Source organism: Subtercola boreus (assembly GCF_003399625.1).
Taxonomy (GTDB): domain Bacteria; phylum Actinomycetota; class Actinomycetes; order Actinomycetales; family Microbacteriaceae; genus Subtercola; species Subtercola boreus_C.
On sequence record NZ_NBXA01000022.1, the window covers coordinates 215495 to 228765 of the forward strand.

General features: G+C 68.2%; 12 protein-coding genes and 1 other RNA gene. 6 read left to right on the plus strand and 7 right to left on the minus strand.

The window, feature by feature from the left end; translation table 11 throughout:
* Positions 1-20 precede the first annotated feature (20 nt).
* Together B7R21_RS11825 and B7R21_RS11830 are read right to left on the minus strand one after the other, a co-directional pair.
* Positions 21-704, minus strand: coding sequence for an NUDIX hydrolase (locus tag B7R21_RS11825; RefSeq protein ID WP_116283447.1), 684 nt, complete (start codon positions 702-704; stop codon positions 21-23).
* A gap of 357 nt (positions 705-1061) precedes the next feature.
* The gene (locus tag B7R21_RS11830) at positions 1062-2060 is read right to left on the minus strand and encodes a helix-turn-helix transcriptional regulator (RefSeq protein ID WP_147305878.1); all 999 of its coding nucleotides are present in this window, start codon (positions 2058-2060) and stop codon (positions 1062-1064) included.
* Between the two features lie 205 nt (positions 2061-2265).
* Here B7R21_RS11830 and B7R21_RS11835 point away from each other — a divergent pair, with 205 nt between their 5' ends.
* Both B7R21_RS11835 and B7R21_RS11840 read left to right on the plus strand, forming a co-directional pair.
* Positions 2266-3030 carry a sigma factor-like helix-turn-helix DNA-binding protein gene (locus B7R21_RS11835; RefSeq protein ID WP_116283449.1) on the plus strand — a complete coding sequence of 255 codons (765 nt, stop codon included), beginning with the start codon at positions 2266-2268 and terminating at the stop codon, positions 3028-3030.
* A 61-nt stretch (positions 3031-3091) separates the two neighbouring features.
* Complete coding sequence (locus tag B7R21_RS11840; protein ID WP_116283450.1) at positions 3092-3439, plus strand: UBP-type zinc finger domain-containing protein; 348 nt, start codon at positions 3092-3094, stop codon at positions 3437-3439.
* Between the two features lie 74 nt (positions 3440-3513).
* Here B7R21_RS11840 and B7R21_RS11845 read toward each other — a convergent pair whose 3' ends face one another.
* Positions 3514-6192, minus strand: a complete 2679-nt coding sequence (locus B7R21_RS11845; RefSeq protein WP_116283451.1) for a phosphoenolpyruvate carboxylase — start codon at positions 6190-6192, stop codon at positions 3514-3516.
* Between the two features lie 31 nt (positions 6193-6223).
* Between B7R21_RS11845 and B7R21_RS11850 the strand changes: the two genes are divergently transcribed.
* Positions 6224-7495, plus strand: a complete 1272-nt coding sequence (locus tag B7R21_RS11850) for a MarP family serine protease (RefSeq protein ID WP_253259769.1) — start codon at positions 6224-6226, stop codon at positions 7493-7495.
* Between the two features lie 133 nt (positions 7496-7628).
* Here B7R21_RS11850 and B7R21_RS11855 read toward each other — a convergent pair whose 3' ends face one another.
* Entirely contained in the window at positions 7629-8144 is a 516-nt protein-coding gene (locus B7R21_RS11855) for a MarR family winged helix-turn-helix transcriptional regulator (RefSeq protein WP_116283453.1), read from the minus strand.
* Positions 8145-8222: 78 nt separating this feature from the next.
* Here B7R21_RS11855 and B7R21_RS11860 point away from each other — a divergent pair, with 78 nt between their 5' ends.
* Together B7R21_RS11860 and B7R21_RS11865 are read left to right on the plus strand one after the other, a co-directional pair.
* Entirely contained in the window at positions 8223-9317 is a 1095-nt protein-coding gene (locus tag B7R21_RS11860; protein ID WP_116283454.1) for an FUSC family protein, read from the plus strand.
* A 9-nt stretch (positions 9318-9326) separates the two neighbouring features.
* Positions 9327-9926 carry a hypothetical protein gene (locus B7R21_RS11865; RefSeq protein WP_116283455.1) on the plus strand — a complete coding sequence of 200 codons (600 nt, stop codon included), beginning with the start codon at positions 9327-9329 and terminating at the stop codon, positions 9924-9926.
* Between the two features lie 77 nt (positions 9927-10003).
* On the opposite strand, the gene ssrA is transcribed toward B7R21_RS11865, so the two are convergent.
* Positions 10004-10399, minus strand: a transfer-messenger RNA (tmRNA) gene (gene ssrA / locus B7R21_RS11870).
* A gap of 99 nt (positions 10400-10498) precedes the next feature.
* Here ssrA and B7R21_RS11875 point away from each other — a divergent pair.
* The gene (locus B7R21_RS11875) at positions 10499-11422 is read left to right on the plus strand and encodes an oxidoreductase (protein WP_116283456.1); all 924 of its coding nucleotides are present in this window, start codon (positions 10499-10501) and stop codon (positions 11420-11422) included.
* Between the two features lie 4 nt (positions 11423-11426).
* Here the strand turns inward: B7R21_RS11875 and B7R21_RS11880 are convergent, their stop codons facing one another.
* Both B7R21_RS11880 and B7R21_RS11885 read right to left on the minus strand, forming a co-directional pair.
* Positions 11427-12284 carry an ABC transporter permease gene (locus tag B7R21_RS11880; protein WP_116283457.1) on the minus strand — a complete coding sequence of 286 codons (858 nt, stop codon included), beginning with the start codon at positions 12282-12284 and terminating at the stop codon, positions 11427-11429.
* A complete protein-coding gene (locus B7R21_RS11885) occupies positions 12281-13255 on the minus strand; it encodes an ATP-binding cassette domain-containing protein (RefSeq protein ID WP_116283458.1) in 975 nt (324 codons plus the stop codon). Before B7R21_RS11885 ends, B7R21_RS11880 begins: the two co-directional genes overlap by 4 nt.
* Positions 13256-13271 lie beyond the last annotated feature (16 nt).

Below are 13271 nucleotides of genomic sequence, written 5' to 3' on the forward strand. Positions count from 1 at the left end.
AGACAGTGGCGGGGGGGGTGTCAGGCGTGTGGCAGCGGGCCGTTGTCGGCCAGGTCGAAAGACTCGTTGTAGCGGAAGAGCCGGGGCGGCCTGTGACGACCACCCGACTGCCGCTCCTCCGTCGCGACGACGGATTTGGTGGCCTCGATCTGGCGCCGGAAGTTCGCCGGATCCAGAGGCCGCCCGAGCACCGCCTCGTACACCTCCCGCAGCTGCGCGAGCGTGAACCTCTCGCCCAGGAACGCGTGAGCGATACGGCTGTACTCCATCTTGTTGCGGAGCCGCCAGAGCGCGTAGCCGACGATTGCGTTGTGGTCGAAGGCGAGCTCCGGCAGGTCATCGGCCGGAAACCAGCGCACATTCTCCCCTTCCGCTGCCCGCTCGGCCTCCTCTGCCTCCACGAGCGCCCAGTAGACGATCGAGACGACCCGGGTGCCCGGAGAACGCTCGACCGTGCCGAACGCGTAGAGCTGCTCGAGGTACTGCGGAGTGAGCGCCGTTGTCTCCAGGAGGTTTCGCCCCGCCGCATCCGACAGGCTCTCGGATGCCCGGATCGGGCCGCCCGGAAGCGCCCACCTGCCCCCGAACGGTTCACGGATGCGTCGCACGAGGGGGAGCCAGAGCGTCGCGGGGCTCTCCGCGCCCGTTTTGCGGAGCGCGAAGATCACGGTGGAGACCGCGAGCTGTGGCTGGGTGGAGAGCATCTGCTGGATCCGGTCGACTAAGTAAAGGTACAAATGACTAGAACAGATGATACAACCCCCGTGGCCCTCTGCGCCACCGCGCCCACACGGAGTGAGAGAGGTTAGATCACGGCAGGGATCCCGTCAAGCCTCATCCCGGTGACTTGTGAGCCGTCGCCGAAGGGCGGATAGTTCATACCGACGCACCGCCGCTCCCCCCACGAAGGCGGTGCATCCGGAGTTCCCCTAGCGGTGACCGAGCGAGTTCTGACGCTCCGTGGCTGCGCGAATTCCCGCGGTCTGGCTCCCGGCAATCGGGTAGTCGGAGGCCAGGCCGCACTCCTCCCCGTCTCCTTTTGCGGGCCCTTCGACCGCGGCTCAGCCGATGAGGGTGAGTCTGTCGATCGTGTCCTCGGGCGTGCCGAGCGGGCGGCCGGCAAGCAGTTCGCGCGGGGTGATCCCGTAACTCGCGCGGAGGGCGTGCCGAAGTTCCTTCACGCTCGAGAACCCCGCCTGCGCCGCGATCTCTCCCACTGAGCGCGGCGCGTGCGAGGCGAGACGGAGTGCTGCCAGCGCAGTCTCCAGACGCTTCGCCCTGATCACCTCGGCGGGCCCCACACCCTGCGAGGAGAAGCTCCTCTGCAGGTGACGGAGAGAGACGCTCAGCAGCTCGGCGAGCACTTGCGGGGTGAAATCCGGATCGTGGGAGCGGCGGGCGATCAGAACCTCAGCCCGTGCTCGGAGACCCTGTGGGAGAACCTCGGCATCGGAGCGGTGACCGGCGCCCTCGAGGAAGAGTCCGGCCAGCAGCTGGGCAAGCACCATCGTGGTGGCCTCGGTGGCCATCGGTCGCTCGCCTGCAGCGGCGAACTCCTCCATCAGCGCGAGGAGGAAGGCGAGGGCGGGACGACGCAGCCGCGATGCATCGGGAAAGCTGCCGATCCGCTCGGGAACGGTGACCCCGTGTGCGGCCAGCAGATCACGATGGATCGAGACCATGGCCACCCGCGACTTGACCAGGTTGACAGCCTCGACCTCTTCCCAGCCCGCCATGTAACCGGCCTGGCCCGGTTCGAACCGGAACGTCCGGCCGGCTTCGTACAGTTCGAAGATGCCCTGTCGGACGAACACGATACTCACGAAGTCGCGCTGCTCCGGATCCCGACCCGAAGGCGAGATCTGCAGCGGGGTCTGCGCGACGTCGGTGATGATGACTCCGGGAAGCGACCACCGCCGCCCCCGTGCCTGGAAGTCTTCGGGTCTCTCCGACACGAGGTGCGGTCCGAGGGCGCGAAGACCCTCCACCCCCTCCAGCGTCCAGCGGGACGGCTGCACCTCTGTGAAGCCGGGTTCCTGCACCATGGTGTCGTCTTTCACGCCCCGCACGGCCTGCTCACACGGTGCGGACTGGATCTGCTGAACCCCTCAGGCTCTCAGGTTACCCCCAGCGACATGCAAATGACCACTGGCGACCCTGCGGGGGACCGTTCGGACGGTCCTGCTCTGTTCGGGTGATAGTAAGTCAACTCGAAAGCCGACGTCGTACCCGCGACTCCAAGCGCGAGAGGAATGGGGGTTCCGAATGAGATCCAGACGCTCGATGGTCATCATGGACGACCGTGCCGTGCTCGTGGAGGGAATCGCGACCGTTCTGCAGTTCACGCATCCCGAACTGCAGCTCTCGACCGGTTCTGAGGGCCTGGGCCACCTCGTGTCCGCATCCAGGCCGGCCCGCGCGTCCGACGGGGCCCCGGTTATCGTGGCGGGCGGATCCGCTCTGGCGACGCTCCCGGAGTCCCGTGCGCTGCAGGGTCTCATCGGTGCCGGCGCTGCGATTGTCGCCATCCTGGGCTGTTCGAACCAGGCCAGCGCGTACACCTTGAGGGCGGTCGGCGTGAGCGCGTTCGTCTGCGAGTCAGAGGGCATCAACGAGCTGTTGCGGGCCATCGAGAAGGTACTCGAGTGCTCGACGCACCTCTCCCCCGACGCCGAGGTGATCTTCTCCAAGCCCGCACGCCGGGCCCCCCGCCTCAGCCCCCGCGAACGCCAGATCGTGCTGCTCTACCTCTCGGAGAACGACTGGAGCGTCGACGACGTCGCCCGCATGCTGCAGATCAGCGCGCAGACGGTGCGCTCGCACCTCGCCAGGCTCCGTAGCCACTTCACCGCCGCAGGATTCACGGTGCGGAACAGGCTAGAACTCCGACAGGCCCTCGTCGAGATCGGGGTTCTCGAAGCCGGCACACCGGTCGCCCCGTATGCCCTTCCCGCCGCCCAGTCCGCTCCGCGGGGCCTCAGCCGGTTCCGCTACGCCGACGACACCGCGCCCACCACGAAGGCCGGCTGAGCGAGGGCGCCGAACTGTGGCGCCGAGCTGTGGTGCCGAGTGATGGTCTAACATCGCAGGTGTGACAGCAGCAGGCGGAATCGATCCCGACGTGGCACCGAGTGGAACCGACTGCGTCGAGTGCGACGCTCAGGGGCTCTGGTGGTTCCATCTCCGCCGGTGCGCCGAATGCGGGCATGTCGGCTGCTGCGACGATTCCCTGGCCAAGCATGCGACTGCCCACTTCCGCGAGACGGGGCACCCTGTCATCCAGAGCTTCGAACCGGGTGAGACCTGGATGTTCGACTACCGCACCGAGGCGGTCTTCGAGGGTCCGTCGCTCGCCGCACCGACCCATCATCCCCTCGGCCAGACCACGCCCGGCCCTGCCGATCGCGTGCCCACCGACTGGGAATCGCAGCTCGGCTGATGGCAGGAGGTTCGCCGACCACCTGACGCGCGGACGGATCGGCTGGAACGTCGTGTCGAGCGACATGCAGACCGCTAGCCCGTGTTCTGCAGTCCCGCTGCCACACCGTTCACGGCGAGAAGAAGCAGCTGGTGCGGCTCGTCGAGCGGATCGGCGCTGCCGGATGCGCGGATGTCCCTGAGCGCCCGGAGCTGAAGCAGCGACAGGGCGTCGACGTACGGGCTCCGCAGCCGCACGGCCCGTCGCAGAACGGGTCGCGCCTCGAGCAGGGCATCGTGGCCGGTCGTCCGCTGCACCCAGTCGCGGGTGAGTTCCATCTCCTCGAGCACGAGTTCTGCAAGATCGGCGCGGTCACCGAGGGCGAGGTAGCGCTTCGCCAACCGCAGGTCGGTCTTCGCCAGAGACATCTCGACGTTGTTGATCATGGCTGTGAACAGCGGCCAGCGCGAATAGGCATCCTGCAGCACCCCGACGTCGCCGACGGCGGCGAGCGCGGAGCCGAGACCGAACCACCCCGTGAGGTTGATGCGCGCCTGCGTCCAGGCGAACACCCACGGGATCGCGCGGAGGTCCTCGAGCGACTCGATCGAGAGGCCGCGACGGGCGGGCCGCGAGCCGAGTGCCAGCAGGCCGACCTCCTCGAGGGGCGTGACCTGCGCGAACCAGGGCGCGAAACCGTCGCTCTTGATGAGCTCGTAGAACCTCTCGCGTGAGCGGGCATCCATTGTCGCCGCGACGTCGCTGAAGTCCTCGGTCGCCGACTGGTTCGCCTGCTCGTTCGACGGAGTCGAGGCGAGCAGGGTCGCGGCGGCCATCTGCTCGATGTGCCGGGCGGCGATGGTCTTGTCGCCGTACTGCGCGAAGATCACCTCGCCCTGCTCGGTGAGCTTGAAGCGGCCGTCGACCGATCCGGGCGGCTGCGCCAGCACGGCCTCGTTGGCCGGCCCGCCGCCGCGCCCGAGGGCACCACCCCGACCGTGGAACAGCGTGAGCACGATGTCGTTGTCAGCCGCCCACTGCGTGATGCGCTGCTGCGCCGAGTAGAGCGCGAGCGTTGCCGAGACCGGGCCGACATCCTTCGAGGAGTCGGAGTAGCCGAGCATCACTTCGAGTCGTCGCCCTGTCGCATCGAGCCGGGCCTTCACCTCGGGCAGATCGATCATCTCGGCGAGGATCGTCGTCGACGCGGCAAGATCGTCGAACGTCTCGAACAGGGGCACCGCATCCAGAACCGGCGCGGCTTCGGGCGAACCCATCGCGGCCTCCGCCAGCGCGTACACCGTGGCGAGGTCGGCGGAGGACTGCGTGAACGACACGATGTAGCGCCTCGAGGCCCGCACCCCGTACCTGCGCTGCAGGAACGCGATCGTGCGATAGACGTCGAGCACCTCGAGCGTCATCTCGCTGAGCTTCCCGCCGGCCCGCACCTCGGCGAGCGCCTCACGGTGCACCTTCGAGTGCTGGCGCACCTCGAGCTCGGCGAGGTGGAATCCGAAGGTCTCGACCTGCCAGATGAGGTTCTGGAGCTCTCCGTTCGCACTCCGGAGGGCTCCGGCGTCGCGGAGCGAGTGCTGGATGACCCTCAGGTCGGTGAGCAGTTCCTCGGGGCCCCGGTAGCCGAGGTCGGCGTCCCGCCGTCGGGTCGCAGCGATGCGCTCGGCGACCACCAGCAGCACTCGTCGATGAGGCTCGTTCGGTGCGCGGGTGCCGATCTGCGAGGTGATCTCCACCGCGAAGCTCCGCTGCGTCTCCCAGAGGCCGTCGAGCGCCCGGCTCGGCGGGGTGTCGACCTCGTCGAGGGTGAGCGTCCGGCCGATGCGGGTGGCCGCGTGTTCGAGCCCGAGCAGGATGTGCTCCGACGCGATCGCGGCGGCCTGCCGGGTGACGGCCGCGGTCACGAACGGGTTCCCGTCGCGGTCGGCAGCGATCCAGCTGCCGAGGCGGAGGAACGCGGGCGCTTCGGCAGGCCGGGCGCCGGCGGCGTTCCCGAGCAGCCAGTCGTCGAGCATCCGGTACACCTTCGGCACCACCTCGAACAGGGTCTGGTCGAAGATGCTCATGGCGGTGCGCACCTCGTCGAGCGGCGTCGGCCTGGTCGTTCGAAGCGGTGAAGTGCGCCAGAGCACGTCGATCTCCTCGAGGAGGCGACGGTCGTTCTCGGCCGTCGTGAGGGTGCCCTGGCGCAGTTGGTCGCGATGCTCGAGCAGTTCGCTGATGCGGCGGATCCCGGAAGCGACGGCCCTCCGGCGCGCCTCGGTCGGGTGGGCGGTCAGTACCGGGTGGAACCGCAGGCCGCGGAGCCGCTCGGCGGCCTCCTCCGTGCCCACCTCAGCCACCAGCTGCTCGATCGCGCCCGGCAACGAGTCGGTGACGACCGCGTCGCTCGCGCCGTCACGGGCCCGCAGAACCCGCACGCGGTGATGCTCCTCGGCGAGGTTCGAGAGATGGAAGTAGCAGGTGAAGGCGCGGGCGACCTGTTCGGCGCGCTCGGGTGTGAACGAGTCGACGAGGCGCTCGGCGTCTTCGATCGACACCGTGCCGGCCGACGCGCCTGCCGCTCCGCCCTGGGCGTTCGTCTCGTAGGCCGCGATGGTCAGAGCTCGGAGCGCCTCCACGTCGCGGAGCAGATCATCGCCCCCCGCCTCGGTGAGCACACGGCCGAGCAGCGCCCCCAGGCGGCGCACGTCGCTCCGCAGGTCTTCGTCGACTTCGTCGCGGATGTCTCGCCTGGTCTGGTCTTCGGATGTGCTCACCCGTCCACGCTAGCGCTCCCAGATTGACAGCATGTTACGGGCGGGCACCCCGAACATCTCCGGCGCAGGGATCATCCAGCTTCATCCGACAGATTGGGAGTCTATGGAAATCGCCGTCGACCTCGTGCTCGCAGTTGCAGGCCTCCTGGCGATCATCGCCGGCTGGGGCCGCGGCCTGCTGGTGATGGCGGCGTCTCTCGTCGGCATCGCGCTCGGCGCCTGGGTCGCCACGCTCGCTGCTCCCTCGGTGGTGACCCTGCTCGCCGACCACGGCTGGACGAGCTCACTCCAGCGGTCGATCGCGGCCGGCGTCGTCTTCGTGCTGTGCATCGTGATCGCCTCGACCGTGCTCGGCTCGCTCGCCCTCGTCATCCGGCGCACCATCGGCCGGGTGAAGGTGGTACGTGGAATCGACTCCCTCGGCGGCGCCCTTCTCGGCGCGCTGGCCTGGGCCGTCATCGTCTGGCTCGCGGGCGGTTTCCTGCTCTCGACGGGTCAGCTCCAGGCAACCCAGCTGGTGAACGCGTCGAAGATCGTCAGCACGCTCAACAGCATCTCGCCTGTTCCGGCGACCACAGCGCTCGGCACCCTCGACCAGGCCCTCGGCAGCGCGGGCTTCCCCACCGTCTTCGCCGACGGGGCGGAGATCATCGCCGGCGCACAGGCACCCGAGCAGGGCGTGCCGGCCGCGGTCGACAACGCCTCACAGGGGGTCGTGAAGATCCTCTCCTCTGCGCCCAACTGCAACACCGATGCAGAGGGCAGTGGCTGGGTGGTCTCCGACGGGCGGATCATCACGAACGCGCACGTCGTCGCCGGCAGCAGCGAGATCTACGTGCAGGTCGCGGGCTCGGGCGCTCTCCTTCCTGCCCGGCTCATGGTCTACGACCCGCAGCGCGACCTCGCGGTGCTCGACGTGGCGAACCTCGGGGTCGCTCCCCTGACTCTCGGCACCGATCTCGCGGCCTCCGCCTCCGCCGTGGTCGCCGGCTACCCCGAGAACGGGCCCTTCGTGACCGCCCCGGCACGCGTCCGCCAGATCGTCGAGGCGACCGGGCTCGACATCTACGGCACCGAAGACGTCACCCGCGAGATCTACTCCCTCCGCGGCACGGTGCTTCCCGGCAACTCGGGCGGCCCGCTCTTCGATACCGCCGGCGACGTCGTCGGCGTGGTGTTCGCCCGCTCGACCACCGACGCCGACACCGGCTACGCGATGACCCTGGCTGAGATCGCCCCGGTCGTGCAGGCGGCAGCCGGGGCGACCGCTGCGGTCAGCTCTGGGGCCTGCCAGACCGACTGAGCCGCGGGGCCGGAACCTCGCTGCGGGCACAGTCGACGGCGTCAGCGAACACGCGGAAGACATGGTCCTCGGGCTGGAACGCGCTGTCGACCCGGATCGCCGTCATCATGCGGAGGCCCGCATCGGAAGTCGATCAGGTTACAGCGGGCTCGGCCCGTCGATCGCATTCGAGCAGCACCCGGCGGAGCGCGCCCTCGAGCTCCTGGCGCTCCGGCGCGCCGAGCACTCCGACCAGCTCCCGCTCGAGCGTCAGCTGGTCAGGCAACGCGCCGTCGATGCGCTCCCTGCCCTCCGGCGTGACAACCACCTTCACCACCCGCCGGTCGCCCGTGCTCCGTTCGCGGAGCACGAGGCCCGCCGCCTCGAGGGCCCCCACCCGCTTCGTGATCGAGGCGTTCGACGCTGCGATTGACCTCGCGAGCTGTGACGGAGTGGGCGGCTCGGCGGCTCGGCGAACGGCTGACAGAACGTCGAACTCGCCGCGGGTGAGCCCGTGTGCCTTCAGGAGCTCGTCGCTCAGGAGCGTCGCGAGACGCGCGATCCGCAGGATCCGGCCCATCGTACCCATCGGGGCCGTGTCGAGATCGGGCGCGATGACGCGCCAGTCGGAGCGGGTGTCGTCGAGCGCATCGACGCGAGCGGTGGTCATGTCACTATTTTACTAGTAAAATAGTTTCGTGCAGCGCGGCATCCCTTCTCTCGCCAACCCTCCATCGAACAGGATCCCGTGTCGACCAGCACCCTTCTCCCCTATGCCCGCTCGGTCGTGACAGTGGGCGAACACGGCGGCGCGCACCGCGCGGCCATCCGCGCCGGGCTGTCGATCCTCATTCCCTTCCTCGTGCTTCTCGCGCTCGGTCATGTCGAGTGGTCGATCTACGCAGCCTTCGGCGCCTTCACCTCCGTCTACGGCCGGAACTCCTCCCGCTCGGGCCGGCTCCGCATGCAGGCTGCGGCCGCCGTGGTCATGGTCAGCGCGGTGCTGCTCGGCAGCCTCGTCGCGATGCTGCCCGGACGGGAGTGGCTGGCGGTGCTTGTCGCGAGCATCGTGGCGGTCGTCGCGGCGCGGGTCTCCGACATCTTCGGTTTTCTGCCTCCCGGCCCCCTGTTCGCCGTGTTCGCGCTCTGCGCCATCGCCTCCGTGCCGGGCACGGCAGCGAACCTCCCGATCGCCTTCACGGTGGCCGGGGCATCCGCGCTGCTCGCCGTGGTCATCGGGCAGGCAGGACGAGTGCGTCTCGTGACTCCGGGGCGGCCGGATGCCCGGGGAGCCATCGGGCCGAGCGCCGACCTCCGACCGGCGGCGCCCCCGGCGTCTCGGGCCGCGTCACCCCTCGCGTTCCGTCCGTTCCACTATCTCCGCTTCGGAGTCGCTGCCGCGGTGGCGGGCTCCCTCTCGACCGCGCTCGGAATCGGGCACCCCTATTGGGCGATGGTCGCAGCGATCGTGCCCCTGGTCGCCGCCGACCTGCCCAACGCCTTCGTTCGGGGAACCCACCGCGTGCTCGGCACCGTCGTCGGTCTGGCTCTCGCGTGGCTGCTGCTGCTCCTGCAACCGTCGGGTCTCGTCGCGATCCTCCTGGTCGTCGGTCTGCAGATGGCCGCGGAGCTTCTCATCATGCGAAACTACGGCCTCGCCCTCGTCTTCGTGACGCCGCTCGCCCTGCTGATGATCGATCTGGTGCACCCGGGCGACCCCACACAACTCATCACCGACCGGGGGCTCGAGACGCTCCTGGGAACCGCTGTGGCCATCGTGATCGCCTGGGTGACGTGGCTCGCATCGCGGCGCCCAGTGGCCACCACCGGCCCACTCGCATAGTCTGGACGAATGGCTCAACGCTCGCGCGGAAGAACTCCGTGGATCATCGCCGGCCTGATCGTCTTCGTTCTCGCCGACCTCGCACTCGTAGCATTCGCGCTCAGCGGGCCTTCCGTCGACGGTGACCAGGTCAGCGCCGCGGAGCCCACCTTCGTGGCGACGCCTGCACCCACGACTGACGCTCCCACCACATCCACCGCCTCGCCGACCGCTTCGCCCACCCCGACTGCGACGAGCACCGCACCGTCGACGACTGCGCCCAGCACGCCCGCTCCGTCCACTTCTGTTCCATCCACCTCCGCTCCGGCGTCGCTCAGCGGCATGGCCGATGCGAAGGTCGGCTACCGTGCCACAGCCGGAACCTGCACCGGAGACAGCACCGCCACCGACTCGGTCATCGAACTCACCACAGACGGCGGCGCCACCTGGACGAAGGTGAACCCCACCGATCTCCGCATCCGTACCGTCGAGAAGCTCATCGTCGTCGACGAATCCCACGTCGACCTGCTCGCCACCTACGGGGCCGGCTGCACCGAATCGGCGATCAGCACCTTCACGCAGGGCGAGTTCTGGCAGGCCTACCCCGACCGCACGGCCGCCCTCAAATAGCCCTGTCTGAACGACGAAGGCCCGCGCCCCCTGGGGGGTCGCGGGCCTCATGACAGGCGGTTCGCAACAGCGGCCGGCGGTGGAGATGCGGGGAATTGAACCCCGGTCCACTGCTGTGGTCGTATGCCTTCTACGGGCGTAGCCAGCAAGATGTTCTACTCGGCTCCGGAAGTTGTCGCTGGCACCTGATCCGACGAGCCCAGCCCGAGTGCAAGTCCCTGTGCGCCCTCAGGCGTGACGCACAAGCAATCCCTCTAGATAACGCCAGGATCCGGGTAGAGGGCATTCCCGGTCTGACGGTTCCTTATGCGGCTAGCTGGTGCTTAGGCTGCGAGAGCGAAAGCGGCCTGCTTGGCCGGAACAGTGCTGTTTTGATTGGCACTTATTGTTTGCGCGGATCGTTTACGAGATAACCGTGCGTCCTCGGCCCGCTTCTCACACTCACTCAGGCAATGTCGAAACCGATCATCCCCGCGAGCAGCTGAAGAGCTGGACCACTGCTGCACACTGTTGAATTGTCAAGGTCGCCGCCCTCTCAGGCAGCCCTCCACTGTAACAGCTAATGTCGGCTCATGACGACTCCCCGCTGGACCCCGGCCCTCCTTCCCTCCCTCAGCGGCAAGACCTTCGTGGTCACCGGCGGGAACGCCGGGCTCGGCTACTGGGCATCCGAGCTCCTCGCCAGGCGCGGTGCCTCCGTGATCATCGCCGCACGCAACGAACAGAAGGCCAGCCGCGCGATCGCGTCGATCCTCACCCGCGCCCCGCTCGGCAGCGTGCGCTCCGTGAAGCTCGACCTGGCCGACCTGGCCTCAGTGGAAACGGCAGTCGCAGAACTGTCGACGGGCCCCATCGACGGCCTCATCCTGAACGCCGGACTCACCGAGTCGTCGAAACGCGCCTTCACAACCGACGGTTTCGAGATCATGTTCGGCACCAACTTCCTCGGCCACTTCGTGCTCACCGCAGGGCTCATGCCGACGCTGCTCGCCACGGCCGGCTCGAGGGTGGTCTCGCTCGGCAGCATCAGCCACGAATTCTTCGAACTCGATCTGGATGACCTGCAGAGCGAGCACTATTCGAGCTTCCGCACCTACGGCCGCTCGAAACTCAGCGTGATGCTCTTCGGATTCGAGCTCGACCGTCGCCTCCGGAAGGCGAGCCACAGCACCCGGAGCCTCGTCGCCCACCCCGGATTCGCGCTCGACGGACTGAGCGCTTCACGCCCGGGCATCGGCGCGAAACGCTCGAACGCCGCAGTGCGCACGGGCCTCGCCACGTTCGCACAGGGCAAGGATGCCGGCGCCCTGCCGATCGTTCGCGCCGCCGCCGATCCGCTGGCCGCGGGCGGCGACTACTGGGGCCCCGACGGCTGGCGCCAACTGAAGGGCGACCCGACGGTGGTCAGGGCCAGAACCCGGGCCCGCGACATCCGCACAGCCAGCGCGCTCTGGAGCATCGCCGAGAACCTCACGGGCACGTCCCTCACGCTCTGACCTGTCACCGCGAACTCACCGTGCGGAACTTCCGCACACTCAAGGGAATGAACACCGCCAGCAGCACGACGATGCCGATGAACACCGTCAGCACCGGATGCTGCTGCGTCCAGACGTCGGCCACCGGCGTGCCGGGCGGCACGTTGCCGAACAGCGTTCGAGCCGCCTGCACCAGCGCCGAGACCGGGTTGTACTCCGCGAAGATGCGAAGCGGAGTCGGCAGCGTGTCGCTCGGCACGAACGCGTTCGAGATGAACGTGAGCGGGAACAGAACCAGGAACGACACGTTGTTGATGACCTCGGGGCTCCGCACGCTCATTCCGATGAACGCCATCACCCACGAGAACGCGTAGGCGAAGAGCAGCAGCAGTACCACCGCCGCCGCAGCCTCGAGAAAACTCGATCGCACCCGCCAGCCCACGATGAACCCCGTCGTCATCATCACCGCCATCGAGATCGTGTTGATCAGCAGGTCGCCCGTGGTTCGCCCGATCAGCACGGAGGCCTGGTTCATCGGCAGGGTGCGGAAGCGGTCGATGATTCCGTCCTTCAGATCCTGCGCCATCGCCGAGCCCGAGTATGTGGAGCCGAAGACGACAGTCTGGGCGAAGATGCCCGCCATGATGAACTCGGTGTAACTGCTGCCCGGAATGTCGATCACGCCGGCATACACGTAGCTGAAGAGCAGCACGAACATGATCGGCTGGAGCAGCGTGAACACGAGGATGTCGGGCACCCGTTTGATCTTGATGAGGTTGCGGCGGGTCGTGATCCAGCCGTCGTTCAGCAGGTTGCCGATGCGGGAGGTGGATGCGGCGGGGTTGGCTGTCGCGGGCGTGAGGGCTGCCGGCGTGGCGCTCATGCGGCCGCCTCCTCGTCGGCGGTCGCCATGTGGCCGGTGAGCGTCAGGAACACGTCGTCGAGCGTGGGTCTCCGCATCCCGGCATCGAAGAGCGGGATGCCGAGTCTCTCGAACTCGCCGAGCACCTCCCGCAGGGCGGCCGGCGCATCGGTGGCATTGACGGTCAGCTCACGCCCATCGTCGGAGACGGTCGGCGCCGCACTGCCCACGCGGGCCAGCACATCGCGTGCCGACGCACTGTCTTCTGAGCGTACGAGACTGATCTCGACACGCTGGCCGCCGATCGACGCCTTGAGTTCGTCGGAGGTGCCTTCGGCGATCACCTTCCCGTCGTCGATCACCGAGATGCTGTCGGCGAGCTGGTCGGCCTCCTCCAGATACTGGGTGGTCAGGAGCACCGTGGTGCCCTCGCCCACCAGCGTGGTGATGATGTCCCACATGCCGAGCCGGGAGCGCGGATCGAGCCCCGTCGTCGGCTCGTCGAGAAAGAGCACCTGCGGCCGGGACACCAGCGCCCCGGCGAGGTCGATCCGGCGCCGCATGCCACCGGAGAATCCCTTGACGGGTCGGTTCTGGGCCTCCGTGAGGTCGAAGAGTTCGATCAGTTCGGTGGCCCTGGCCCGTGATGCCCGGGAACCAAGATGATAGAGGCGCCCCACCATGTCGAGATTCTCGAAGCCGGTCAGGTTCTCATCGACCGCCGCGTACTGGCCGGACACCCCGATGATCGGCCGGATGCGCTCCGGTTGCCGCACCACGTCGATTCCGCCGATCGTGGCGCTGCCCGAGTCGGGGCTCGTGAGGGTCGTCAGCACTTTCACGGTCGTGGTCTTGCCCGCTCCGTTCGGGCCGAGGAGCGCGGTGACAGTGCCCTGCGGCACCTCGAGGTCCAGCCCGTCGAGCGCATGCACGGGGCCTGCCCCGCGGGGCGTGTAGGTCTTTCGGAGCCCGCTGGCGATGATGAAGGTCATGCGCCGAGAGTAACCA

Excerpts from the sequence above, each read along its gene's own strand:
- B7R21_RS11825 (WP_116283447.1), bottom strand. The coding sequence starts at position 704 with ATGCTCTCCACCCAGCCACAGCTCGCGGTCTCCACCGTGATCTTCGCG.
- B7R21_RS11835 (WP_116283449.1), top strand. The coding sequence starts at position 2,266 with ATGAGATCCAGACGCTCGATGGTCATCATGGACGACCGTGCCGTGCTC.
- B7R21_RS11850 (WP_253259769.1), top strand. The coding sequence starts at position 6,224 with ATGTTACGGGCGGGCACCCCGAACATCTCCGGCGCAGGGATCATCCAG.
- B7R21_RS11855 (WP_116283453.1), bottom strand. The coding sequence starts at position 8,144 with ATGACCACCGCTCGCGTCGATGCGCTCGACGACACCCGCTCCGACTGG.
- B7R21_RS11865 (WP_116283455.1), top strand. The coding sequence starts at position 9,327 with ATGGCTCAACGCTCGCGCGGAAGAACTCCGTGGATCATCGCCGGCCTG.
- B7R21_RS11875 (WP_116283456.1), top strand. The coding sequence starts at position 10,499 with ATGACGACTCCCCGCTGGACCCCGGCCCTCCTTCCCTCCCTCAGCGGC.
- B7R21_RS11880 (WP_116283457.1), bottom strand. The coding sequence starts at position 12,284 with ATGAGCGCCACGCCGGCAGCCCTCACGCCCGCGACAGCCAACCCCGCC.
- B7R21_RS11885 (WP_116283458.1), bottom strand. The coding sequence starts at position 13,255 with ATGACCTTCATCATCGCCAGCGGGCTCCGAAAGACCTACACGCCCCGC.